The sequence below is a fragment of the Thalassospira australica genome (assembly GCF_000763295.1).
Taxonomy (GTDB): Bacteria; Pseudomonadota; Alphaproteobacteria; order Rhodospirillales; family Thalassospiraceae; genus Thalassospira; species Thalassospira australica.
This window is the reverse complement of record NZ_JRJE01000004.1, coordinates 238,065-262,811: the sequence shown is the minus strand read 5'-3', so window position 1 is coordinate 262,811 and position 24,747 is coordinate 238,065. Positions and strand designations below refer to the sequence as shown.

The window sequence follows — 24,747 nt, the reverse complement described above, 5'->3', positions numbered from 1 at the left end:
GGGATCAGTCACCAAGCAGGTGGTCTGGTTCCCCTCTTGCGTTAAAGGTGCCATGGGCCGGAGTAATGCACCACACGGGTTGCCAGCCGATGTCAAAGCGGCCGCCAGTGGGGTGTTTCGACGTCAAAGTAGGCTTTCTGCGGCCAGCCTTTCCTCGACGCGTTTGATTTCTTCCGGACGCAGGCGTGGCTCAAGGGCGGTGAGGGCGGCGACCGGATCAATTGGGGTTTCTTCGCTGGCACCAGCCGGAAAAGTGATCGGGCCGGTTGCTGCACGTCTTAGCCAGTAATAGGCATCAGCATAATTCTGTTCGACACCCCATCCGCGTTCAAGAAGGGCACCAAACATGAATTGTGCGGCATGCATGTTTTGTTTGGCGGCAATTTCAAAATAGTGGGCGGCCTCGACAAAATTCTGACGCACGCCACGTCCGTGAAAATACTGCGCGCCGATCATATAGGCGGCATTGGCGTTGGTCGGGGTGATCCTTAGGGCGCGCTTGAAATATTCCGTCGCGCGGAAATGGTCATAGGACAAGCCCTGGCCGTTGAAATGCATCACCCCAAGATAATAAATCGCACTGCCGTGATTGGCATTTGCAGCCTGAACAAACCATCGGGCGGCATTGTCATAGTCAGCAGATCCCAAGTCACCGCGATAATACATCAGGCCCAAGGCATATTGCGCATGGGGATCTTTTTCCCGTGCGGCCAACTGCCAGGATGAAAGTGCACGGCGATAGTCCCCGGCCTGATAGGCGTGATAGCCGGTTTGGTATTCCTTGCTTGTCTCGGCGCTTTGCCCGGATGAAGGGGCGAAAAGAACGAGGGACAGGAATGCGACACCAAAAAATGAATTGCGGGGTCCCGGTCGGGGAGAGGGGCGCTGTGTCACATTATTGCACCATCAGGAATTCGATTTGAACAGCGGCACGACCTTGCGCGCGCGTTTTTCGATGGCATCAAGCACATTGGTGATATCGGAGCTTTGCTTGATGCGCTCCCCGCTGTGCAGGGCCAGAAACTGCCCGGCATTTTTATGCTCGTGGCTAAGTTTGATGATGGTGAAAAGCGGCGTTTCATGGGTTGAACGGAAAATCGAAAACATCGCCATGCCATCCAGATGGTCAATCGCGTAGTCTTTCCATGCACCGCTTGCGACCTGACGGGAGTATGTGTTCATGAGTTTCATCAATTCGGATCGGTCAAAATGGACAAAGCTTTTGGCTTTGCGATATTTGGCCAAATCGAACAATGTTCCCATGGGGGTCTCCGCCAGCGTGTTCCAACGGCGACCATTCACCCGCAATCGGGAAAATGACAGCCATGTGACACGGTAGCGCGGATTTTCGCGTGCCTCAAGATTGAATGGGCAAAAATGGGTCGGTCTGATTTGTTTAAAGGCTGCGTGAGCGGGTTGGCGGCCAGTCAACGGTTTGCGACCCGGTGTTGTAAGGGTCCGGTGTGCGATAGCAACTCACCGCCGCCAAGGACCGATAGCAATAAAGCGGGGTTTCCGGAACCGGATCCTTTTTGCAATATGACTTGCCATCAATCTTGCGAATGGTTGAGCAATCCTGACCGGTCGAAAGCGATACGGCATGATCGATCAGGGTTTTGTCTGAATTGATGATGCTGACCACGTCAAAGGCGAAGTACCATTCGGTCCCGGTGAACAGGCTTGTGCCTGCTATGTCGGACATCGTCGTGCCACATCCCGAAACGGTCGATCCCAAAAAGGCAGCAAACAGCCCGGCAAGAATGCGTTGTCGAGACATGCGCTTGGTCGACTGGCGGCTATGTACAATCTGGCGACGTTTCATTGTGGTCTCCGTCCGCTCTACCGGGCAATTATGGCCGGTGGCATTTGCAAATCTGTTTCCCTGGTAACTATCAAAGCAAGCCCTGTGCCGAATTTGATGTTCAGACTGCGCTAAAACGACATATGGCAACGAGATGACCATTTTTCAGCCTGTTGCGGGCGTCTTGAAGGCCCCGATGCGCAACCTGTTCATTTTAATGTTGGCCGGAAACCATGCAAAATGGTTCAGTTGGCGGACAAAATAGCAGGAAGGCAGGCAATTCTTTCCGATCAAATTAGCGGGCACTGATTTTCCGTTGATGATGCCGGTTTTTCCCCGGTAGGGATGCCGACAGTGATGAACGTGGCCGCCCGGAATTTCCAAGCAGGGCAAAATAATTGCGTGAAAGGTGCGATTGGTGTCGAGCAGACTTGACCCTGTACCCGCTGGCGCGTTAAATCCTTGCCAGAATTAATTCAGATAAGCGGGCAGGTTGCCCGCTTTATTGTGACCGGATTGGAGCCGTTTTCGTGGTTGATATTTTCCAGGAAGTCGAAGAAGACCTTAAGCGTGAACGCAGTGAAGAACTGTGGCGCAAATACGGGAAATACGTAATCGGTGTTGCTGGTGCCATCGTGTTGGGTGTTGCAGGTCGTGAAGGCTGGAAAACCTACGATGAGACCACCAGCATTGAAAACGGCACCCGCCTTGCCAATGCCGTTGAACTTGCCCAAGACAGCGCAACCGATCAGGACGCAGCACTTGCAGCCCTTGATGCGATCATTGCCGATGGCAATGCGGGCTTCGTCGCCCTTGGTCATTTCCAGAAGGCTGCTGTTTACCTGCGTGCGGGCGCCGTTCCATCTGCTGTCACCGAACTTGAAGCCATTGCCGGTAACGACGACATTGATCCGGTTTACCGTGATCTTGCCGTGGTTCAGATCGCGATGAACAGTGCAAATGCCAGCAACGCGCAAGAACTGATCACCCGTCTGCAGCCGATCGCTGTTCCGGAAAATGCATGGTACTATTCGGCACGTGAAATGATCGCATTGCTGCATATCGCAGGCGGCGAGGTTGAGGCAGCCAAACCGCTTTTGACCGAAATCGCCGACGATAACAGTGCACCGGCCGGAATGCGTGCACGTGCAAGTGAAATTCTCAAGGCCGTTGGCGCCTAATCAGACCCGGGCCGGGTTGGGTCACGGTTGTGACCGACATGACGTGAGCTTTTTCAGGGGAAACGGTTTTGACCACACGCGGTATTAAGTCACTTCTGTGCGTAATGGGGCTGACGGGCCTTTTGGCAGGGTGTTCAGGTTGGCTTGGCGAGGCGGAAGCACCGCCGTTGCCCGGTGAACGCATCTCTGTTCTGGCCCTGCAAAGCACTGTTCAGCCCGATGTGGAACTGAGTGATCAGCGCGTGATCCTGCCGGAACCCGAAGCCATGGTCGACTGGCCGCAGAATGGTGGCTATCCGAGCCACGCACTCCATCACGTTGCTTTGGATAACGAAGTTCTCGAACAGGACTGGTCGATTGATATCGGCGAAGGGTCGATGGATGACAACCTGCTGCTCAATCAGGCGATTGTTGCGCGCGGTGTAATCTTTACCATTGATGCGGCTGCCGAAGTGCGTGCCTTTGCCGCGTCATCGGGCAAGGAAATCTGGTCGCTGGAACTTGCACCCGAAGACGAAGAAGACAGCACGCTTCTGGGGGGTGGTCTGGCCTATGAGGCCGGGATCATCTATGCCACGACCGGTTTTGCTGAAATCATCGCGATTGATGCGCCAAGTGCCACGGTTCTTTGGCGTCAACAGGTCAGTGCACCGATGCGCTCGGCGCCGACTGTGCGGGGCGGACGTGTTTTTGCCATCACCATTGATAACCAGACCATCGCATTGAATGCGCTTACGGGTGAAAGCCTGTGGAACCATCGTGGTGCTGCCGAAGGTGCATCCTTTATCGGTGGGGCCAGCCCGGCGGTTGATCAAGGTGTTGTCATTGCTGCCTATTCGACCGGTGAAATGTACGCACTGCGTGTTGAAAACGGGCAGGTGATCTGGTCGGATGCCCTGGCGGCAGCTGGCCGGACGGATGCGGTTTCGGCCATTGCCGATATTCGTGGCTTGCCGGTGATTGACAATGATCTGGTGATTGCCACCAGTAACTCTGGCCTGACGACCGCAATTGACCTTCGCACGGGCTTTCGTGTCTGGGAATTGGAGGCCGGTGGCATTCAATCGCCATGGGTGGCCGGCGATTATGTATACCTGCTAACCAACACAAATGACTTGATTGCCTTGCGTCGGAGGACCGGACAGGTTAAATGGGTGACCGTTCTGCCTCGTTTTGTCGATCCCGAGGATCAGGAAGGCCCGATTGTCTGGACAGGGCCGGTTCTGGCCGGAGACAGGTTGATCGTTGGTAACGAGCAGGGCGAAGTATTGACTGTTTCCCCTTATAGCGGTGACATTCTTGGTCAGGACGAAGTATCCGGGCCAATTACCCTGCCGCCATCTGTTGCAGGTGACAGCCTTTACTTCCTGACTGCGGATGCCGATCTAATCGCATATCGCTGATCAGTACGAATAAAGTTTCAAGCAAGGTTTCCTTGCAGGATTTGCGATGCGTCGAGGGCTGTTGTGCCGTCGGCGCATAACGCCTTTTATAACGAGAGTCTGAAAATCAGATGTCGCTGAAAGTTGCCATTATCGGTCGCCCCAATGTCGGGAAGTCGACCCTGTTTAACCGTCTGGTCGGCAAAAAGCTGGCCCTGGTAGACGACCAGCCCGGTGTCACGCGTGACCGCCGCTATGGCAAGGCGCGCCTGGGGGATATGTCTTTTGACATCATCGATACCGCCGGTCTGGAAGAAGCGTTTGATAATTCCGTCGAAGGCATGATGCGCCAGCAAAGTGAAATGGCGTTTGAGGAATGCGATGTTGCGCTGTTCCTGATAGATGCCCGGGCGGGACTGACCCCGCTTGATAACCACTTTGCCGATTGGCTGCGCAAACGCCACAAGCCGGTCTATGTCATTGCCAACAAGCACGAAGGTCGCGATCAGGACCCGGGTCTGTATGAGGCATATGGCCTTGGCCTTGGTGATGTTGCGCCGATCTCGGCCGAGCATGGCCTTGGCATCGAGTTGCTTTACGACATGCTTTTACCGCATTGGAAAGAGTGGAAAGACCGCGAACGTGTTGCCAAGCAGCATGCGCGTGAGGCCGAGGAAGCCGAACAGGCCGATGCCAAAGATGCATTCGATGACGAAGATGATTTTGCCGATGACGAGGGCGAAGTCTTTCCGTCCTATGAAATCGAGTTTAGCGAAGATGACGAAGACGAAGATGGCGAACTGATCGACGAAGGTCCTCGTGACAATTCGAAAATCCAGTTGGCGATTGTCGGCCGTCCGAATGCCGGTAAATCAACCCTTCTCAACCAGCTTCTGGGTGAGAACCGTGTGATGACCGGCCCGCAAGCGGGGCTTACCCGTGACTCGATTGCAGTGGACTGGTCCTATGAAGGTCGTCCGATCCGTCTGGTCGATACCGCCGGGATGCGTCGCAAGAAGAAGATTGATGACCGCGTTGAAAAGCTCTCGGTTGCCGATACACTGCGCGTGATCCGCTATGCGCAGGTGGTTGTTCTGATGCTTGATGCGACAAACACGCTTGATAAGCAGGACCTGACGATTGCGCGTATGGTGCTTGAAGAAGGTCGTGCGTTGATCATTGCGGTCAACAAGTGGGATGCGATCATCGACAAAAAAGGTGTCATGCAGGACCTGCGCGACAAGCTTGATGTGTCCTTTGCCCAGGCCAAGGGCATCCCTATTTTGACCTTCTCTGCGCTTACCGGGCGCGGCACAGATCGTTTGATGCCCACGGTTCTTGATATCCACGATATCTGGAGCCGCCGGATTTCGACATCAAAGCTGAACCGCTGGCTGGAAGCCACCAGCGAACGTCACCTGCCGCCGGTCATTTCCGGGCGTCGTATTCGCCTGCGCTATATGACACAGGCCAAGGCACGCCCGCCAAGCTTCTTTATCAACTGCTCCAAGGCGGCTGAACTACCTGAAAGCTATACGCGTTATCTGATCAATGCGTTGCGCGAAGATTTCGATATGCCAGGTGTTCCGATCCGCATTAATCTGCGCAGCAGCGAAAACCCATATGCGAACAAGAAAAAGAAACGCTAGTTCGTTTTTTGATGTCCGAACGGTTTTAAAAGCGTCCTTGGGAAGACCCAAGGGCGCTTTTTTTATGGGGTTCGTGCCATATTAGTTACAACTATTGTTGAATAGTTCTGTTCAACCGGTGTTATCATTCTCATATACATCCATATAAGCTTTTTATGATCATATGACCGGGGCGGGAAATGCGGCTAAAGCATCTATTGATTGTCTGCTTTCTGACGCTTTCAGTCCTGCCGCTGCTTTTTGGCTTTGGCATTTTGCATTCCTATACGGCTTCTCAGTACCGTCTTCAGATCGGGGATAAGCTAAGCGCAATCTCCCAGTTGGCTAAGCTGCGTCTGACAGGGGCAATTGATCGCATCAACGACAATGTCAGCCTGCTTTCAAGCCATTATCTTCTGCGCCAACAGATGCGAGCGTTCGATGAAACGCGCGACTATGTGCTGTATGACAAGATTGGTCAGAGTCTTATTGATGCGCATCTGGGGATGGACAGTATCTTGGACATGACCGTTTTTGCCACGAACGGGCAGTTCATTGCCTCGATCAACCGTCGTGCAACGTCGTTCGACCCTGAACTGTTGGTCGGTCGTGAACGAACGACCACTTTGCTTCATTCCCAAGACCTTATAGTGCGCAGCATGTCGCGGATGTATGCCGGTGACAAATTCGTCGGATATATGATCATTGATTTTTCAGCTGATTTTATCCTTCAGCTTGTCAACGACAGAACCGGCCTTGGCGAGACTGGCGAATGGCTTTTCGCGGTAAGGGGGCAAGAGGGGGAGGCGGTATTTGCCGTGCCCCTGAAATATGATGCCAATGCTGCGTTCAGTAGAAGAGTTTCCAAGGATCGTGGTGATGTGCCGATTACCCAATCGCTCCTAGGGAATGAAATATTGATGTCCAATGCCCCTGATTACCTTGGCGTTCCCGTAATGGCCTCTACACGGTATTTGCCGTCAATGGACTGGGGGCTTGTTGCCAAGATCAACGAGGCAGAGGTTTCTCAAATTATCGAGGCGTCCAATCGATATTTCATTGTGCTTGGCTTGGGCGTAATGGTGTTTGCAATCGCAGCGGCATTCTGGATTTCGGGTGTCATTGCCCGCCCGGTCGAAAAGCTCAGGCAGTCGACACGCAGGGTAATTGAAGGCGACTTTGATTATCAACAGTTCGACGCCAGTTGGCGGGAGGCAAGGGAACTTGGAAACTCATTCGGTGAAATGTCTGCTTCGTTAAGCGATTTTCGCGAAAACCTGCAGGACATGGTTGATGAGCGAACATGTGAACTTGATGAAGCCAATCGACGTCTTCTTGAAATATCCATACGTGATCCGTTGACCGGCGTACATAACCGACGCTATTTGACCGAGCGCCTTGACGAAGAATTTTCGCGCACCCGGCGTTACAACGGTGAACTTGCCGTGGTCATGTTCGATATTGATCACTTCAAACGGATTAACGACACATTCGGCCATGGTGCAGGGGACGAAGTATTGATCGGCCTGGCCTTTAGCGTGCAGCACACATTGCGGACATCTGACCTGTTTGGTCGTGTGGGTGGCGAAGAATTCTGCATTGTGATCCCTGAGGCGGAAGTGATCGGCACGACAAACCTTGTTGAACGTCTTCGCACGAAAATACAGGAACTTCCGTTTGTGTTCGATGGCAAGGAATTGAATGTGACCTGCAGCTTTGGAATATGCTTTATCTCAGAACCGATCCTGACATCCATGTCGTTGATGGAATGTGCCGACAAGGCGCTTTATCACGCAAAGCAAACGGGGCGGAACAAGGTTGTTGTGTATAACGACATGGATACCAAGAAGCAGCCCGACGATCGATCGTTGGGCGAAACTGGCGATGAAAGTGCCAAGGTCTAATCTGCCGGAATTGACGGGCCGTTATCAATGATCTCGCCGATGTGTGCGGGAAGATCGCTTTGGGTGAAGCGTTCCTGTACTTCGCCATCTTGGACAAACGCAAAAATGTCGGCGATATCCTGTCCCGAGAAATCAATCTGATAGCCAAGGTCAGCCTGCTGCAGATGAAGCATCGCATCCGCCCCACGCCACATGCGCGCAAAGAATTCAAACGGTTCACGCGGGATGTTCAGATTTGACGCATCCAGGCTCGGGCCACTTGTGCCGCCAACATTGTTGACCGAATGGCAGACCACACAGCCCCGCTCGGCAAACAGCATCTTGCCGCGTTCGGGATTTATTTTGGGCATGGACAGGGTTGGCTGGTCATCTGCCGCCTGTGTTGGTGTCGCAGAAGTAATAAGCATCCCCACCCCAAACGCACCAAGGGCGATCAAGGAGAAGGTGTGCTGGCGACGAAAATGCGATTTCATGGCATGTCCCTGTTTGTTGTCACGGGTTTGAGCCATGCTAACGATGCCGGGTGGGTAAATGCAATCAAATGCTTTGCGCGCTGGGATAAATCATTCTCCCGGTCCGGGAGGGGAAGGCAAACCTACCGGACCGGGATGGTTTTAGCCGGTCATTGGCGGATTAAGCTGCGCAAACCCATCCTGTATGTAATAGGGATAGTGTGGGTAGGGCGGTGTGCGCTCGCTCACCCGGTCCAGGCGGACGATCTGATCGTCGCTCAGCGACCATCCAACAGCGCCAAGATTATCAATCAGTTGTTGCTGATTTCGGGCTCCGATGATCACCGATGAGACTGTCGGGCGATGCAGAAGCCAGTTAATGGCAACTTGCGGGACGGTCTTTCCAGTTTCACCGCCGATCTCTGCCAATACATCAACAATGTCATACAGCTTTGCCTCGTCAACGGGTGGGCCGAACTGGCTGGTTTCATGCAATCGGCTTTGCGGCGGGATGGGGGTGTCACGGCTGATTTTCCCGGTCAGACGCCCCCAGCCAAGTGGGCTCCAGACCAGTGTGCCCAAGCCTTGATCCTTGCCAAGGGGCATCAGGTCCCATTCATAATCGCGACCAACCAAGGAATAGTAGACCTGATTGGCGACATAGCGTGACAAACCTTGGCGTTCCGAAATCGACAGCGATTTCATGATCTGCCAACCGGCAAAGTTCGATACCCCGATATACCGGATCTTTCCGGCCCGGATCAGATCATCAAGGGTAACAAGAACTTCTTCAATCGGTGTGCTGGCATCAAAGGCATGAAGTTGCAACAGATCGATGTAATCGGTGCCAAGGCGCGAAAGGGCCTGTTCGGTCCCTGTAATCAGGCGACCGCGCGCCGTACCATAGTCGTTTGCGCCCTGGCCCATCGGCAGGCCGAGTTTGGTCGATATCATGACCTGATCGCGCCGCCCCTTGATCGCGTGACCCAGAACGGTTTCAGATGCACCATCAGAATAAACATCGGCGCTGTCAAAAAGGTTCAATCCATGCTCCAGGCAGATATCGATCAGGGTTGTTGCCTCATTGGCATCTGTCGTTCCCCAGTTCGAGAAAAGCGGACCTTGGCCGCCAAAGGTGCCCGTGCCCAGTGAAAGGGCGGGAACCCGAAGGCCCGAGCGACCCAGTTGTCTGTATTCCATATTCAATCTCCTTGCAGGTGATCGTTTGAACTGCTGCGAATATGGACAGACACGTTATTTTCAACTAGTACGACTTAAGGAACATTATTTGTGAGTTGAATTCCAAATGGTACGCCTTGATACGAACCGCTCCGGGGAGATGGAAGTCTATGTCCGCGTCGTCGAACGGGGTGGTTTTTCCGCTGCGGCCCGTGATTTTAATATGACCCCATCCGCCGTAAGCAAGCTTGTTCGACGGCTTGAAGGCCGCCTTGGTGTGCGGTTGTTACATCGCTCAACACGAAAATTGCAGCTTACACCGGAAGGTCAGCGGTTTTATGACCGTGCGGTAAATGTTCTTGCGGATTTGACCAATGCAGAGGACGAGGCCGCAAGCGCGGTGCAGCCTCAAGGCCGGCTTCGTGTCACTGTGAATCTGCCAGTTGGGTTGCATCGTATCTTGCCGATTGTGCCAAAGTTTCAAGCGCAGTTTCCTGATATTGATCTCGATATTACAGTTAGTGACAAGGTCGTGGATTTGTACGAGGAACGGGCTGATGTGGCGATCCGCAGCGGTCCTTTGCAATCATCGGGGCTAATTGCACGCAAGCTGGGGCAATGTCCGATGGTGATTGTCGCATCACCGAACTATCTGGACGCGTTCGGCACGCCAAACAGTATCGAGGAGCTAAGCGACCACCGATTGATCGGCTATAACTTCCCGCGTGCGGTCAGTGAATGGTTGTTCAATGATGACGGGACACTCAAAACCATCATGCCTGGTGGCAAGGTCTGTGTTGGAGATGCGGAAAGTGCGCGCCTGCTGTCTGTTGCGGGGGGCGGCATTGCGCGTTTGGCTGCTTTCCATGTCAGGGACGATGTGATGGCCGGAAGGCTGTGTGTTCTGCTCGAAACATTCAATCCTGGTGGAGGAGTTGATATTCATGCGGTTTATGTCGGGCAGGGTGGATTGATGCCTGCTCGCGTGCGGGCGTTCCTCGATTTCTGTATTGAAAATGTAGATTTGAACTAAAAAAGGCCGGGCAAAAACCCGGCCTTTGAATTTGCAATATTTCGACACTTAGTAAGCGTCAACCACTTCACCATGTTTGGTGCAGGACGCTTCTGCCAGATCGACGAAAACATCGGTGATGCTTTCCGGTGTCGGCAGGGTTTGGGGATCTTCGCCCGGATAGGCTTCGGCGCGCATTTTGGTGCGGATGCGGCCCGGATTAAGCAGGTTGACCCTGACCTTTGTTTCCGCAAGTTCCTCGGCATAGGAAAGGACAAGGCTTTCAAGGGCTGCCTTGGTCGAGGCATATAGCCCCCAGAAGGCACGTCCCTTGGAGGATGCGTTCGAGGTCACAAAGATCGCCCGACCGGCGTCGGAAAGCTGCAAGAGCTTGTCGGTCGTGCGGATCAGATGGAAGTTCGCCGTCACATTGGTTGCATAGGTGTTGGTGAATACCTGCGCATCAATATGACCAACCGGGGCGATTTCACCCAAAAGCCCGGCATTGCCAACTACGATGTCAAGCTTACCAAACCGCTCATAGATCGTCGGACCAAGCATATCGATCTTGTCAAACATGGTCAGATCGAGGGGCAGCAGGGTGATCTTGCCACCGGCATCGGTTACCTCGTCGCTTAGTTCTTCAAGCGCGCCGACATTGCGGCCGACCGCAATCACATGCGCGCCTTCGGCGGCATAACGTTTGGCAACTGCACAGCCGATCCCGTGCGATGCCCCGGTGATCAGGGCGACGCGTCCTTCAAGCCGCTTGGTACCGGTCATGCGGACTGCCTTTCGACTAGCTGGGTGAGCTTGCGGTCCTTGTTTTCGGCATTATGGTCGGTGAGCTTGATCGGATAGTCACCGGTGAAGCAGGCATCGCAGAACGCCGGATCGTCGTTGTCACGGCCGGGAAGGCCGGTGGCGCGATACAGGCCATCGATGGTAACGAAGGCCAGGCTATCCACACCAATCAGTTTTGCCATGCTTTCGATGTCGTGATTGGCCGCCATCAACTTGTCTTTGGACGGGGTATCCACACCATAGAAGCAGGGGTTCATGGTCGGTGGGCTGGTGATGCGCATATGCACCTCTGCCGCACCAGCCTGACGGACCAGATCGACAATCTTGGTTGATGTCGTACCGCGTACGATCGAGTCATCGACCAGAATAACGCGCTTGCCCTTAAGTTTGCCGGGGTTGGCGTTATGTTTCAGCTTCACGCCAAGGTGGCGGATCTGATCGGTCGGTTCGATAAAGGTACGTCCGACGTAATGGTTACGGATGATGCCAAGTTCGAACGGAATTTTGCTTTCTTCGGCGTAACCAAGTGCCGATGGCACCCCGGAATCGGGGATCGGCACGACAACGTCGGCTTCAACCGCGGATTCACGGGCCAGTTCGCGGCCAATGTTCTTGCGCACATCATAGACGCTTGTACCTTCGACAATGCTGTCGGGGCGGGCGAAATAGACATGCTCGAAAATGCAGAAACGCGATTTCTGTTTCTTGAACGGCTTGATCGAACGCAGGCCATTTTCGGTGATTTCAACGATTTCACCCGGTTCGACGTCGCGGATAAATTCCGCGCCAACGATATCAAGGCCAACCGTTTCTGATGACAGGATATAGGCATCATTCAACTTGCCCAGAACCAGCGGACGCACACCAAGCGGATCACGCACACCGATCAGTTTTTTCTGGGTCATCACGACAAGGGAATAGGCCCCTTCGACCTGACGAACTGCATCGATCAGACGATCGACGATCTTTTCATACAGGCTGGTGGCGATCAGGTGAATGAAGGTTTCGGTGTCCGAGGTCGATTGAAAAATCGAACCGCGTTTGACCAAGCGTTCACGCACGGCAAGCGAGTTGGTCAGGTTGCCGTTATGGGCAATTGCCAGACCGCCGAATTCAAAATCGGCGAAAAGTGGCTGCACATTGCGAAGGCCTTTGCCCCCTGCGGTGGAATAGCGCACATGCCCGACGGCACGGTTCCCCGGAAGGCTTTTTATGACATCTTCAGAACCGAAGATATCACCAACCTGGCCGGATGCCCGGTGGGCAGGAAAATCTTCGCCGTCATAGGACACAATGCCTGCGGCTTCCTGTCCACGATGTTGCAGCGCATGCAGGCCAAGGGCCGTTAGTGCCGTCGCATCGGGGGAGCCAAAAACGCCAAAGACGCCACATTCTTCACGTAGCTTGTCGTCATCAAATGGATTGGTGGTCAGCATGAGTGGGTTCCGCTCTCTCGCCGGTGGCGCACGGAGTTCGTTACTCTTACGAAACCCACACGCCTCACTCGTTGGTGGTCGCCTCGATCAGGCGATCCAAATCATCGCGCGAGGGCCTTGTATACCCGTTTAGGGGCGCGGGTCCAGTCCCTTTTGGTTCCGGGCCAAGAAGTTGACGATAGGTTTGTTCGTTGGCATCGGCTTCACGCTGAGCGCGTTCAAGCTCTTGGGCGGTGGTATCGAAAATTTCGTCAGGTGCCATGCGCATGATCAGGAAGGCGCCTTCTTCCAGAACCGGGCGTGTGCGGGCATCGCGCACCCAGTCAGGCTGTGAATCTGCGGGCAGAAGCCACGACAGCGCCAAAAACCCGATGCAGACAATCAATGCCCCGCGCAAAAGGCCAAAGACAAAGCCAAGGGTGCTATCAAGGCTATCAAGGCCCGAGTTCTGAACTGCCCGGCCAATCCGGCCACTGATAAACGAGAAAATCAAAAACGAAATCAGGAAAAGGCCAACACCGGTCGCCAGATCGGCAATCAGTTCGGATGGGATCAGGTCACGCACATAGGGACGGGCAACCGGATAGCCATACAGTGCAACCAGACCGGCCCCAACCCAGCCCATCATCGACAGGGTTTCGTGGATGAAACCGCGGAAAAAGGCAAACACGCCCGAGATCAGCAAGATGCCGACAACAATCAGGTCAAACACATCACGTGCGCCAAGATCGGGTAGGGCGGAGAAATCCATTTATTCGTAAACCTTGTCAGCCTGTCTGCGCGGTAGTGTCTTGTGCGGTGCTGGTGCGGCAAAGGCTGTTTAATACATGCCTTCGCGTGGACGCACCTTGTCGCGCACATCGTCGCCGAAGAGGTTTACCAAATCCTGAAGATGGCCGATTTCAGTTTGATTGAGGCCCTTGATCGACAGCTTCTTCTTGCCCTGTGTGCCACTTTTGGGCGTATATGCGTTGCCAAAGCCAAGTTTGGTGGCTTCTTTAAGCCGCGATTCGAGTTGCCCGACCGGGCGGACTTCCCCCGAAAGGCCAATTTCACCGACAATCACGGTTTCATTGGGCACTGGCGTGTCGGCAACCGCCGAAATCAGGGCGGCAGCAACGGCCATGTCAGCAGCCGGTTCACCCACACGCAATCCGCCCGCAACGTTCAGGTAAACATCAAATTGGCCCAGTGCCAGACCGCAACGGGCATCCAGTACCGCCAGGATCATGTTCATGCGTGCAGAATCCCACCCGACCACGGCACGGCGTGGGGTGGCGAGTGCAGATTGTGCGACCAGTGCCTGAATTTCCACAAGCATCGGGCGGGTGCCCTCAAGCCCGGCAAAAACGGCTGTGCCACTGACCGGGGAATCGCGATCTGCCAGAAACAGGGCTGAAGGGTTGGGGACTTCGACAAGTCCGGCATCGCCCATTTCAAACACGCCGATTTCATCGGTCGCACCGAAACGGTTTTTAACCGCACGTAGAATGCGGAATTGATGGCCGCGTTCGCCTTCGAAATACAGAACCGTATCGACCATATGTTCAAGCACACGTGGCCCGGCAATCTGGCCTTCCTTGGTGACGTGACCCACAAGCAACACGGCAAAGCCCTTGCGTTTGGCAAGCCGGATCAGTTCCAGCGCACAGGCGCGCACCTGTGAAACGGTGCCAGGCGCACTATCAAGGGTGTCAGCATACATGGTCTGGATCGAGTCAATCACGACAACGTCATGATTGCTGGCTTCAAGTGTGGTGATGATATCGCGCAGGCTGGTGGCCGCAGCAAATTCGACCTTGGATTTTTCAAGGCCAAGGCGGGCGGCGCGCATGCGGACCTGATCAACCGCTTCCTCGCCCGAGATATAGGCACATTTATGTTTTGCGGCCATCGCACCGACCGCTTGCAGCAAGATGGTTGATTTGCCGATACCCGGATCACCACCGACCAAAAGCGCAGACCCCGGCACAAGGCCGCCACCACAGGCACGGTCAAGTTCGGCAATGCCACTGATCAGGCGTTTTGGGCTGGCACTTTCGCCTTCAAGGGCAACAAATTCGATGGTTTTGCCTTTGGCACCCCCGGCTATACCACCGGTTGCCTTTGGCCCGCTTTCAACGCGTTCTTCTTCGATACTGTTCCATTCGCCGCATCCGTCGCAACGTCCGGTCCATTTGCGGTATTCGGCCCCGCAGTTCTGGCAGATGAAACGGCTTTGGGTTTTGGCCACAGAATGCTCCGCAAGTCTTTGAACAGGTCAGAAAAGGCGATGGGGTGCCCGGTGGTGAACCGTCTCAAAGATGTTTGAGATCAAGTTCCAGCGGCCCTTCGATATCACCGGCAACGAATTGTTGCAAATAGGGGTTATCAGCATCGTCGATCTCGGAAACCGGGCCGTCCCAGATGATTTTGCCCTGATAAAGCATGGCAACCCGGTCGGCGATCTTGCGTGCGCTTGCCATATCGTGGGTGATGGTCATCGCACTGGCACCCAGTTCACGGGTGCATTTGACAATCAGGTCATTGATGACATCGCCCATGATCGGGTCGATCCCCGTGGTCGGTTCATCAAAGAACAGGATTTCCGGGTCAGTGGCAATCGCACGCGCCAGTCCGACACGCTTTTGCATGCCTCCCGAAAGAGACGCAGGCGACAAATTGGCAACTTCCGAACCCAGCCCGACATCACCAAGACGTGCAATGGCAAGATCACGTGCCTTGGCGGGTTTCATGCCCTGACCTTCGATCAGGCCAAAGGCGACATTTTCCCATACTGTCAGCGAGTCAAAAAGGGCCGCGCCTTGAAACAGCATGCCGGTCTTTGCCAGCATGGCGTCACGATCGGCGTGTGTCGCACCGATCATTTCGGTGCCATCCACGGTGATGGAACCTTCATCAGGTGTCAAAAGACCCAGAACGCATTTCAACGTAACGGATTTACCCGTTCCCGATCCGCCAATGATGGCAACCGATTCACCCGGTGCAACATCAAGGTCGACACCCTGAAGGACCTTTTTCGGGCCAAAGCCCTTGTGAACGTTGCGAAGTGATATTTTGGCTGTGGTGCTCATGATCCTGTGAACCGGCCCTTATCGTGTAAAGAACAGTTCGGTGACGACATAGTTCGAAATCAGGATCAGGATAGAGCTTGAAACAACCGCGTTGGTCGTTGCCTGACCAACACCTTGCGCGCCGCCACGCGAATTATAGCCGTGATAGCACCCCATCAACGTGATGATAAAGCCAAACACAGCCGCCTTCACAAGGCCGGAAATCACATCAAGCTGTTCAAGATACTGGAAGGTATTGCGGATATAGGACCCGTCATTAAAGCCAAGCTTGTTTACCCCAACAAGGTAACCGCCCAGAACCCCGATGATATCGCCGATCAAAACCAGAACGGGCAGGGTGACAAGACCGGCAATCACCCGCGGGACAACCAGATATTTAAACGGATTGGTCGACAGCGTCACAAGCGCGTCAATCTGCTCGGTGACCCGCATGGTCCCGATTTCTGCGGCAATCGCCGCGCCAACGCGCCCTGCGACCATAAGCCCGGCCAGAACCGGGCCCAATTCGCGGGTCATGGAAATGACAACCACGGTTGCAACCGCGCTTTCGGCAGAAAATCGCGAAAACCCTGAATAGGATTGAAGTGCCAGAACCATACCGGCAAACAGGGTGGTCATGGCGACTACCGGCAACGAGTAATAGCCAATCTCGCGCATCTGTTTGAAGATCAGCCGGAAATAGATCGGCGGTGTGACCATGTGGCCGATGGTGCGTCCCGCAAACACGGTGACGCGACCGACAAGGGCCAAAAAGGTCAGAAACATATGGCCAACCGGCGCAAAGATCGGCATCTGTACTTCGAAGTCCCCTGTTATCGACCTGCCGGAACGGCCGGACTGGTTTTTATGGTTTAGCTTTCTGTATAAACCCGCCGGTAGCGATGTCCAAGCGAAGTTAGAATTTCATAACTGATTGTACCAGCAGCAGATGCGACATCGTCAACCGTCATCTTGTCATCAAGAAGCGGAACCATGTCCCCGGCTTTAAGCGCCTTGCCCGGAAGATCGGTGATGTCAACCGTGATCGCATCCATCGAAACGCGCCCGACATAGGGAACTTCATGCCCCTTGATCATCAGTTTTCCGGCGTTCGACAGCGAACGCAGCCAGCCATCTGCATAACCAACAGCAAGGGTGGCAATTTTGGATTTGCGCTTGGCTTGCCACGTGCCGCCATATCCGACGGCCTGGTTTTCAGAAACCTCACGCACCTGAAGAACCTTGACCTTGAGATCCACGACCGAACGCATCGGGTTGGTGGTTTCGGGCGTCGGATTGCCCCCCCAAAGCGCAATCCCCGGACGGCAGAATTCAAGATGGTAATCGTCATTGCGGAAAATCGCCGACGAGTTGCAGAAACCACGCGGAGCAGGTGGCAGCCGACGATACCATTTCATGAACAGATCATACTGTTCCTTGGTCACCGGGTTTTCGGCCTCGTCCGCAGCAACCGGGTGGGTCATGTAACCGGCTTTTTCAAACCCATAGAGCAGGGATGAATAACGGTCGACCAACTCGCTGACATCACGCGGAGTCAGGCCAAGGCGGCTCATGCCGGTATCAAGATGGATAAAGGCCGGGGCCGGACGTTCATATTCGCGGCACAGGTTTGACCATCGTTCGATCTGTTCGAGATCATTCAAAACCGGAATGACGTCGTTTTCGATGAAGAATTCTTCGTCACCGGGCAGAACACCATTGAGAACAGCAATCCGTCCGCCACCACGCAGAAGCGGGAACAGCTCGGCGGCTTCGTTGGCCTGGGCAACAAAAAACAGACGGCATCCCTGTTTTTTAAGGACAGGGACGATGGTTTCTGCACCCAAACCATAGGCATCCGCCTTTACCACAGCCGCACAGGTGCGCCCGGTATAGCGTTTGGTGAGAGTCTTGTAATTGTCGGCAACTGCTTTCAGATTGATCTGCAGTTCCGCGCACTCGGCAGCACGGCCGACGGCGGGAAGAACGGTCATTCTCTTAATACCCCGTGGAATCTGCTTTGGGTGGGATGCTTCCCCAAACCCTATTCATGTTCTTCTTCAGTGTGATCAAGATCGCCAAACTTGGTGTAGTTCCCGTCAAAGAACAGGCGCACGTTGCCCACCGGGCCGTGACGCTGTTTGGCAACAATAACCTCTGCGGTGTTATAGACGTGGTTCAACCGGTCCTGCCAGGCCGCGTAGCGTTCACCAAATTTATCGGTCGCTTCGCCCTGGTTTTGGGCCGGCTCGGAACGTTCAAGATAGTATTGTTCGCGATAAATAAACATCACGACGTCGGCGTCCTGCTCGATCGAGCCGGACTCACGAAGGTCAGAAAGCTGCGGGCGTTTGTCATCGCGCTGTTCAACCGCACGCGAAAGCTGCGACAGGGCCAGAACCGGAACTTCAAGCTCCTTGGCAATCGCCTTGAGCATTCGGGTGATCTCGGAGACTTCCTGCACACGGCCATCGCCACGGAAGTTGGTTGGCGGTGCCAGAAGTTGCAGATAATCGACGACAATCATTGCCAAGCCATGCTGACGTTTCAGTCGGCGGCAACGGGTACGAAGGGTTGAAACCGGAAGGGCCGGGGTATCATCGATGTAAAGCGGAACGGTGTTGAGTTCCTGCGTTGCCAGCAACAGGCGTTCAAAATCCTGCTCGTTCAAGTCACCACGGCGCATGTTGTCGCCTGAAACCTCGGCCGCCTGGGACAATAGCCGACCGGCAAGCTGTTCTGCCGCCATCTCAAGCGAGAAAACGGCAACCGCACCGGTGCGGGTTTCATCATCGGTATCTTCGCCTGCTGCACGGTTTTGATGCGATGCAATCGCGGCATTAAAGGCAACATTCATCGCAAGGGCGGTTTTACCCATCGACGGACGACCGGCAAGGATCAAAAGGTCAGATGGGTGAAGCCCGCCAAGTTTGCGGTCAATGTCGCGCAAACCGGTGGTCACACCCACAACACGCCCGGCATTTTTATAGGCGTGATCGATGTTCTCATAGGCCTTGGCCAACGCCGGACCAAAGGCGACGAACCCGGATTCCGCCGAACCGGCAGTTGCCAGCGAGAACAATTTTTGCTCGGCTTTTTCAATCTGGTTGGTTGCGTCGGTATCAAGTTCGTACTGATAGGCTTCGTTGACGACTTCTTCGCCAAGTTCGATCAGTTCACGTCGCAGATACAGGTCATAGACCAACTGGCCATAGTCACCAGCATTGATCACCGAAACCAGATTGTTCGACAGTTCGGCCAGATATTGCGCACCACCGATTTCGGCAAGATGTTCATCCTGCTTGAAATAGGCTTTTAGCGTGACCGGGTTTGCCAGTTGGCCGCGTTCAATCAGCTTGCCGCAGGCCTCAAAGATGCGGCCGTGACGCCCATCGGCGAAGTGTTCCGGGCGCAAAATATCTGACACGCGCTCATAGGCAGCGTTGTTATTAAGGATCGCGCCAAGAAGGGCTGCCTCGGCCTCAAAATTATGCGGCGCCATGCGTTCGAGCACCATATCGGTGTCGGCATCATGGTCCGGTTCAAGCGGGGCAAATAGGGCGTCTAAATTGGGATCTGTCATGGGCGGAAAAGGTAGCAGGCATCAGCAGTACCGCAAAGAGTTAATCGCTCTAACTCATAGCCGGTATTCCGCTAACGCAGGGGTCGCTGATCCAACAGGGTTTTGAAAAGCCTTGAAAAATTCAGACCGGGGCCGAAACCGGGTTTGGATTTGGCAAAAGAAAACGGCACATCCGTAAGGATGCGCCGTTTTCCAAATGGTCTTGAAGAACCAGCAATTAAGCTTTGGTTTCTTCTTCGCCTTCTTCAGAAGCTTCGATTGCTTCTGCAACGTCTTCCGGAACTTCTTCTTCGAAGAGTTCTTCAGCGGCTTCGAGGGCTTCCTCTTCTTCCGCTTCCATTTCCTCGATGGTGCCAAGAACAGCAGCGCCTTTACGGAGCTGTTCAGCGGCATCTTCTTCGGAACGTGCAACGTTGGCAGTTACTTCAATCGCAACTTCCGGGTGCAGGTTGATTTTGATCTGGTGCAGACCAAGGGTTTTGATCGGCTGATCAAGAACGACCTGGGTACGGGCAACAGTGAAACCTGCGTCGGTTACTGCGGTCGCGATGTCGCGTGCAGTTACCGAACCGTAAAGCTGGCCAACATCGGATGCCTGACGAACGAGGGTAACAGCAAGTTCACCCATGTTCTCGGCAACCGCTTCGGCTTCTTTGCGGCGGTCAAGGTTGTCAGCTTCGAGCTGTGCTTTCTGTGCTTCGAAAACAGAAAGATTTGCTTTGGTTGCACGAAGGGCCATGCCCTGCGGCAGCAAGCGGTTGCGGGCGTGGCCCGGCTTGACAGTGACTACGTCACCCATCTGACCGAGTTTTTCTACCCGCTGGAGCAGAATAACTTCCATCACCGATCCTCCTCATTGCTACGGGTCATCGGTTCTTTCCCCCGCAGCCTGATTAAATGCTCAACAATTCCAAGTCCGGTGATCGCAATAAACGACCAGGTGGACAGAACCGCGACGATGTAAAACACCGTCAGAATTACACGTTTTTGCGGCCATCGGGCTGCCTGCCCATGCACCAGCGCCAATCCCTGAAACAGGAATGGCACTGCCAGTACCACCGCGACGTTGCGCGCCATGAAGGCCAGCGAACCATCGGCAAAGCCGACCGTAAACCCGGCCAGGGCAAACGCAAACAGTGACCAGCCAGGCAAGGCAAAGGATGCCATACTTGGTGTCGGACGCAGGTTTTTGCCTGCACGCACCAAAATTGCCTGTGCGATTGCCGCATTGGCGAACAGCATCAACAGCCAGCTCACCGCAGCAATCGCCGGGAAGTACGTCTGGAGCATACCAATCAGACCCTGAACATCGGATGTCATAGGGACACCCATTTCCGAGTACATCTGGTTCAGGAACTGCGCAATGAAGTCCTGAATGTCCAAACCTTCCGCCATCAGTGTTCCGGTAACGAAGATCATTACCGTCGCGACCATGATGGCCATGACGCTTACGACAACTCCGGAAGGCAGAAAGGCAATATTGCCTTTTTGATCTTTCCGGACGACCAGCGCCATGCGGGTCAACAACATCGCCGGTCCGGCAAACACGACCATAAAGACCGTGAAAGGCAGTAATCCCCCCAAAAGAACGAGGGCACCACATGCGGCAAATGCCGCAACCAGCAGGCGTTTTGGGCCTTGCCACAATCCCGTAAGGAAAAGCGGCAGATGCCCGAAGTATGAGAGCAAAAGAGCAATGGGATTTCCTGATAGAACCAGCAGAAACAGAACGGCACTGCCTAATCCTGTTCCGATCGCTATGAGGGTGTCACGTTGCATCATTTACTCCCGGCCCGAGACTACAAAAGGGTCTCTTGCCGACTGCCTCAGACTTGGTCTGCGTAAGGCAGCAGCGCCAGGAAGCGTGCACGTTTGATGGCTTTCGCCAGTTCGCGCTGCTTCTTGGCCGAAACCGCAGTGATACGGCTCGGAACGATTTTGCCGCGTTCGGAAACGAAACGCTGCAGCAGTTTGACATCTTTGTAGTCAATCTTCGGCGCATCCGCACCCGAGAACGGGCAGGTTTTGCGACGACGGAAAAACAGACGACGTCCAGCCATGATATTATCTCCTCGCTATCTGTTAGCCGTTTTGACGGGGACCGCCACGACGATTACCGCCGCGACCGCCGCGTTCGTCGCGGTTACGCAGAATGGCAGACTGTTCTTCTTCGAACTCGTCAACCTTGACAGTCATCTGACGCAGAACGTCTTCGTTCAGGCGCATCTGACGCTCGTATTCCGCGATCGTTGCGTTGTCGGCTTCGATCTGGAAGAGAGTATAGTGGCCTTTGCGGTTCTTTTTGACACGGTATGCCAGGGAACGCAGACCCCAATATTCGGTTTTGGCGATTTTGCCGCCGAGACCTTCGATGGTCTGGGTCAGCTTTTCGTTCAGACTTTCGACCTGTGCGGTCGAGAAGTCCTGACGTGTGATAAACACGCTTTCGTACTTGCTCATAATACTCCTATTACTCCTTTTGGCTTATCTCTTCCTGACATGACCTCATGTCATGCAGGCATAGCCGGGCAATCCCGGCAAGGAGCCGTGAGACGGCGGAATATACACTTTTCGCCCATGAGTGCAACGCCAAAAGCACCTTTTTGCCAATTACGGGATAGCTGGTTCGTTTTTGTCAAAGCCGCGGGAACCTGCCGGTTTCGGGGTTTGGTTCCGTTGGGCGCAAGTGTTGCGGTTTGGTGATAACCGCCATGCATCGCTCGATGCGCCATTTTTTGATTGTGTGCCAAGATCAAAGGGGGCTGGACAAAAGGCATGGTTTTGTCGGTTTTTGCGGTATTGAACCGGATATTTTGTGGCATGTGGACCACGTCACACATCGCCGTATCACTGCTGTCGTGACGCAACTGACCAGGCGCAAGGGTGTTTGCGTTGTGCGCTGCGCAACAGCCAGTCCTTCGTGTATGGCTGAAAATATGCCATAAACGCAAGGCAGGTACATGGAACTGGAAACTTGCAATTTGATCGGACGGTGCCAAGTTTGGGGCAACTGAAAATCGAATGTGGTGGCCCGGCAGGTGTCAGGACAGGCATCAGTTCTTGACAGTACGCTTGCGGACGTTATCAAGGGTGGCTCAAATTTGAGGGGCCGGTTATCGGCACAGCCGTCGTTTAAGCTGACAAGGGTATATTTAATATAATGACACGCGCACTCGTTTTCCCCGGTCAGGGGTCGCAAGCGGTAGGTATGGGCAAGGAACTGGCAGATGCATTCCCGGTTGCCCGCGAAGTTTTTCAGGAAGTTGATGACGCGCTTTCCCAAAAGCTTAGCGCATTGATGTTCGAAGGACCGGAAAGCGAACTTACCCTGACTGAAAACGCACAGCCCGCGTTGATGGCAGTCAGCCTTGCAGTCACCCGTGTTCTTGAAAAAGAAGGCGGCTTCACCTTGACTGATAAATGCGATCTGGTTGCCGGTCACTCCCTTGGTGAATATTCCGCCCTTGCTGCGGCGGGTACTTTTGGCATTTCTGATGCGGCCCGCCTTCTGAAAACCCGCGGACAGGCCATGCAGGCGGCTGTTCCGGTTGGTGTTGGCGCAATGGCAGCCCTTCTTGGGCTTGATTATGCCGATGCGGTCGCCGTGGCCGAAGAAGCCGCCCAGGGGGATGTTTGCACTGCTGCAAATGATAATGCCAATGGGCAGGTTGTTGTTTCAGGTCACAAGGCCGCTGTTGAACGCGCGATCGAAATTGCCAAGGAAAAGGGTGCGAAGCGCGCTGTTTTGCTGCCGGTTTCGGCACCTTTCCATTGTCCTTTGATGCAGCCGGCTGCTGACCGGATGGCCGAGGCATTGGCTGAAGTCAGCATGAAGGCGCCAGGCAAGCCGGTTGTTGCGAATGTGACGGCAGAAAAAACTGACGATCCGGAAACCATTCGTAAACTCCTTGTGGAGCAGGTTTGCGGCACGGTGCGTTGGCGTGAGTCGGTTCTTTATATGAAAGAACAGGGCATCACTGATCTGGTTGAAATCGGCACAGGCAAGGTTTTGACCGGTATGGTTCGACGCATTGACCGTGAACTCAGCGGTACGGCTGTTAATGGCCCGGCTGACATTGAAGCATTCCTCGGCACTCTTTAAGCGTGCTGTGAACAAAGACGAACCCAAAGGGAAAGAAAGTTAATGTTTGATCTTGCAGGGAAAACAGCACTCGTAACCGGTGCGACTGGCGGTATCGGTGGCGAAATCGCCAAGGTGCTTGCCCAAGCTGGTGCGAAGGTTGCTCTGTCTGGGACCCGTAAGGAGCGCCTTGAAGCCGTTGCCGCTGAAATTGGCGAGAATGCTGTTGTTGTTCCGGCAAACCTTTCGGATTCTGAATCGGTTGATGGTCTGATCAAGGCTGCTGAAGAAGCGCTGGGTGGTCAGCTTGATGTTCTGGTCAATAATGCGGGCATCACCCGTGACCAGCTTGCCATGCGCCTGAAAGACGAAGACTGGCAGGCCGTTCTTGATGTGAACCTGACCTCGGCCTTTAAACTTGCGCGCAATTCGCTGCGCGGCATGATGAAACGTCGTCATGGTCGTATTATCAACATTTCCTCGATCGTGGGTGTGACGGGTAATCCGGGGCAGGCCAACTATGCCGCAGCAAAAGCCGGCATGATCGGCTGGTCAAAATCGCTGGCGCAGGAAGTTGCTGCGCGCGGTATTACCGTAAACTGTGTCGCACCGGGCTTTATTACCACGGCCATGACCGAAGAGCTTGGAGATGCCCAGAAAGAGAAGCTTTTGGGCGGTATCCCGGCAGGTCGCATGGGGGATAGCAAAGAGATCGCAGCAGCGGTTCTGTATCTGGCAAGTGACGAAGCAGCATATGTCACAGGACAGACCTTGCATGTGAATGGCGGAATGGCGATGATTTAACCCGTTGCGGGTTGCCTTCTTTTCTGTTTAAAAGAGGCCGCTATACCAAATATTAAAACTGGCGATTGTTTGTTGCCGGTTTCCGGTTCCCGGGAACTCCTTCAATAGGGGGACGAAACGGGCGCCACGTTAAACTAACTGACAGAAAACCTATTGAAGGATTTGAGCTATGAGTGATGTCGCAGATCGCGTGAAGAAGATCGTTGTCGAGCACCTCGGTGTTGAAGAAGACAAGGTCACTGAAAACGCAAGCTTCATCGACGATCTGGGCGCCGACAGCCTGGACACCGTTGAGCTGGTAATGGCGTTTGAAGAAGAATTCGGTTGTGAAATTCCGGATGACGCGGCTGAAAAAATTCTGACCGTTAAAGACGCGATCGACTTCATCGAAAAGGCGGACAGCTAAGTTTGCTGTCAGACATGGGCGCCAGAGGGCATCCTCAGGCG

The 24,747-nt window shown here is 54.2% G+C and carries 25 protein-coding genes; 8 read left to right on the top strand and 17 right to left on the bottom strand.

Annotated elements, in window-relative coordinates:
• Nucleotides 1-123: 123 nt before the first annotated feature.
• The 3 genes from JF44_RS0103895 to JF44_RS0103885 all read right to left on the bottom strand — a co-directional run bounded on the left by JF44_RS0103895 (nucleotide 124) and on the right by JF44_RS0103885 (nucleotide 1,822).
• On the bottom strand, nucleotides 124-894 hold the full coding sequence (locus JF44_RS0103895) for a tetratricopeptide repeat protein (RefSeq protein ID WP_238318366.1): 771 nt from the start codon (nucleotides 892-894) through the stop codon (nucleotides 124-126).
• Nucleotides 895-906: 12 nt separating this feature from the next.
• Entirely contained in the window at nucleotides 907-1,263 is a 357-nt protein-coding gene (locus JF44_RS0103890) for a DUF2794 domain-containing protein (protein ID WP_033067618.1), read from the bottom strand.
• Nucleotides 1,264-1,396: 133 nt separating this feature from the next.
• On the bottom strand, nucleotides 1,397-1,822 hold the full coding sequence (locus JF44_RS0103885) for a hypothetical protein (protein ID WP_033067617.1): 426 nt from the start codon (nucleotides 1,820-1,822) through the stop codon (nucleotides 1,397-1,399).
• A 509-nt stretch (nucleotides 1,823-2,331) separates the two neighbouring features.
• Between JF44_RS0103885 and JF44_RS0103880 the strand changes: the two genes are divergently transcribed.
• From JF44_RS0103880 to JF44_RS19825, 4 genes are all read left to right on the top strand, one after another.
• Nucleotides 2,332-2,982 carry a tetratricopeptide repeat protein gene (locus JF44_RS0103880; RefSeq protein ID WP_033067616.1) on the top strand — a complete coding sequence of 217 codons (651 nt, stop codon included), beginning with the start codon at nucleotides 2,332-2,334 and terminating at the stop codon, nucleotides 2,980-2,982.
• A gap of 68 nt (nucleotides 2,983-3,050) precedes the next feature.
• The gene (locus JF44_RS0103875) at nucleotides 3,051-4,385 is read left to right on the top strand and encodes a PQQ-like beta-propeller repeat protein (RefSeq protein ID WP_033067615.1); all 1,335 of its coding nucleotides are present in this window, start codon (nucleotides 3,051-3,053) and stop codon (nucleotides 4,383-4,385) included.
• 110 nt (nucleotides 4,386-4,495) lie between these two features.
• Nucleotides 4,496-6,013, top strand: coding sequence for a ribosome biogenesis GTPase Der (gene der, locus JF44_RS0103870; RefSeq protein ID WP_033067614.1), 1,518 nt, complete (start codon nucleotides 4,496-4,498; stop codon nucleotides 6,011-6,013).
• A gap of 179 nt (nucleotides 6,014-6,192) precedes the next feature.
• Nucleotides 6,193-7,896 (top strand): sensor domain-containing diguanylate cyclase, encoded by a 1,704-nt coding sequence (locus JF44_RS19825; protein ID WP_052065422.1) that lies wholly within the window; start codon nucleotides 6,193-6,195, stop codon nucleotides 7,894-7,896.
• Here JF44_RS19825 and JF44_RS0103860 read toward each other — a convergent pair.
• Nucleotides 7,893-8,369 (bottom strand): c-type cytochrome, encoded by a 477-nt coding sequence (locus tag JF44_RS0103860; RefSeq protein WP_238318365.1) that lies wholly within the window; start codon nucleotides 8,367-8,369, stop codon nucleotides 7,893-7,895. The genes JF44_RS19825 and JF44_RS0103860 overlap by 4 nt on opposite strands.
• A gap of 141 nt (nucleotides 8,370-8,510) precedes the next feature.
• Nucleotides 8,511-9,548: an aldo/keto reductase gene (locus tag JF44_RS0103855; RefSeq protein WP_033067613.1), complete on the bottom strand. Its 1,038-nt coding sequence runs from the start codon at nucleotides 9,546-9,548 to the stop codon at nucleotides 8,511-8,513.
• Nucleotides 9,549-9,654: 106 nt separating this feature from the next.
• Here JF44_RS0103855 and JF44_RS0103850 point away from each other — a divergent pair, with 106 nt between their 5' ends.
• Nucleotides 9,655-10,560 (top strand): LysR family transcriptional regulator, encoded by a 906-nt coding sequence (locus JF44_RS0103850; protein ID WP_033067612.1) that lies wholly within the window; start codon nucleotides 9,655-9,657, stop codon nucleotides 10,558-10,560.
• A gap of 48 nt (nucleotides 10,561-10,608) precedes the next feature.
• On the opposite strand, the gene JF44_RS0103845 is transcribed toward JF44_RS0103850, so the two are convergent.
• From JF44_RS0103845 to rpsF, 12 genes are all read right to left on the bottom strand, one after another.
• Nucleotides 10,609-11,322, bottom strand: a complete 714-nt coding sequence (locus JF44_RS0103845) for an SDR family NAD(P)-dependent oxidoreductase (protein WP_033067611.1) — start codon at nucleotides 11,320-11,322, stop codon at nucleotides 10,609-10,611.
• Complete coding sequence (gene purF, locus JF44_RS0103840; RefSeq protein WP_033067610.1) at nucleotides 11,319-12,779, bottom strand: amidophosphoribosyltransferase; 1,461 nt, start codon at nucleotides 12,777-12,779, stop codon at nucleotides 11,319-11,321. Before purF ends, JF44_RS0103845 begins: the two co-directional genes overlap by 4 nt.
• A gap of 64 nt (nucleotides 12,780-12,843) precedes the next feature.
• Nucleotides 12,844-13,530, bottom strand: a complete 687-nt coding sequence (locus JF44_RS0103835) for a CvpA family protein (RefSeq protein WP_033067609.1) — start codon at nucleotides 13,528-13,530, stop codon at nucleotides 12,844-12,846.
• Between the two features lie 69 nt (nucleotides 13,531-13,599).
• Nucleotides 13,600-15,012 (bottom strand): DNA repair protein RadA, encoded by a 1,413-nt coding sequence (gene radA / locus JF44_RS0103830; RefSeq protein WP_033067608.1) that lies wholly within the window; start codon nucleotides 15,010-15,012, stop codon nucleotides 13,600-13,602.
• Between the two features lie 64 nt (nucleotides 15,013-15,076).
• Nucleotides 15,077-15,853, bottom strand: a complete 777-nt coding sequence (locus JF44_RS0103825) for an ABC transporter ATP-binding protein (protein WP_033067607.1) — start codon at nucleotides 15,851-15,853, stop codon at nucleotides 15,077-15,079.
• Between the two features lie 18 nt (nucleotides 15,854-15,871).
• On the bottom strand, nucleotides 15,872-16,645 hold the full coding sequence (locus tag JF44_RS0103820) for an MlaE family ABC transporter permease (RefSeq protein ID WP_033067606.1): 774 nt from the start codon (nucleotides 16,643-16,645) through the stop codon (nucleotides 15,872-15,874).
• A 59-nt stretch (nucleotides 16,646-16,704) separates the two neighbouring features.
• Entirely contained in the window at nucleotides 16,705-17,826 is a 1,122-nt protein-coding gene (gene alr / locus JF44_RS0103815) for an alanine racemase (protein WP_033067605.1), read from the bottom strand.
• A 50-nt stretch (nucleotides 17,827-17,876) separates the two neighbouring features.
• A complete protein-coding gene (locus JF44_RS0103810) occupies nucleotides 17,877-19,415 on the bottom strand; it encodes a replicative DNA helicase (protein WP_033067604.1) in 1,539 nt (512 codons plus the stop codon).
• Nucleotides 19,416-19,632: 217 nt separating this feature from the next.
• On the bottom strand, nucleotides 19,633-20,256 hold the full coding sequence (rplI, locus tag JF44_RS0103805) for a 50S ribosomal protein L9 (RefSeq protein ID WP_033067603.1): 624 nt from the start codon (nucleotides 20,254-20,256) through the stop codon (nucleotides 19,633-19,635).
• Nucleotides 20,256-21,194, bottom strand: coding sequence for a DUF2232 domain-containing protein (locus JF44_RS0103800; protein WP_033067710.1), 939 nt, complete (start codon nucleotides 21,192-21,194; stop codon nucleotides 20,256-20,258). Before JF44_RS0103800 ends, rplI begins: the two co-directional genes overlap by 1 nt.
• Before the next feature lie 47 nt (nucleotides 21,195-21,241).
• Nucleotides 21,242-21,475 carry a 30S ribosomal protein S18 gene (gene rpsR, locus JF44_RS0103795; RefSeq protein ID WP_033067602.1) on the bottom strand — a complete coding sequence of 78 codons (234 nt, stop codon included), beginning with the start codon at nucleotides 21,473-21,475 and terminating at the stop codon, nucleotides 21,242-21,244.
• A 22-nt stretch (nucleotides 21,476-21,497) separates the two neighbouring features.
• On the bottom strand, nucleotides 21,498-21,875 hold the full coding sequence (rpsF, locus tag JF44_RS0103790; RefSeq protein ID WP_033067601.1) for a 30S ribosomal protein S6: 378 nt from the start codon (nucleotides 21,873-21,875) through the stop codon (nucleotides 21,498-21,500).
• A 700-nt stretch (nucleotides 21,876-22,575) separates the two neighbouring features.
• On the opposite strand from rpsF, the gene fabD reads away from it, so the two are divergent.
• The 3 genes from fabD (at nucleotide 22,576) to JF44_RS0103775 (ending at nucleotide 24,706) form a co-directional block, all read left to right on the top strand.
• Nucleotides 22,576-23,517, top strand: a complete 942-nt coding sequence (gene fabD, locus JF44_RS0103785; protein ID WP_033067600.1) for an ACP S-malonyltransferase — start codon at nucleotides 22,576-22,578, stop codon at nucleotides 23,515-23,517.
• 42 nt (nucleotides 23,518-23,559) lie between these two features.
• Nucleotides 23,560-24,300: a 3-oxoacyl-[acyl-carrier-protein] reductase gene (gene fabG, locus JF44_RS0103780; RefSeq protein ID WP_033067599.1), complete on the top strand. Its 741-nt coding sequence runs from the start codon at nucleotides 23,560-23,562 to the stop codon at nucleotides 24,298-24,300.
• A gap of 169 nt (nucleotides 24,301-24,469) precedes the next feature.
• The gene (locus JF44_RS0103775; RefSeq protein ID WP_008890547.1) at nucleotides 24,470-24,706 is read left to right on the top strand and encodes an acyl carrier protein; all 237 of its coding nucleotides are present in this window, start codon (nucleotides 24,470-24,472) and stop codon (nucleotides 24,704-24,706) included.
• Nucleotides 24,707-24,747: the final 41 nt, after the last annotated feature.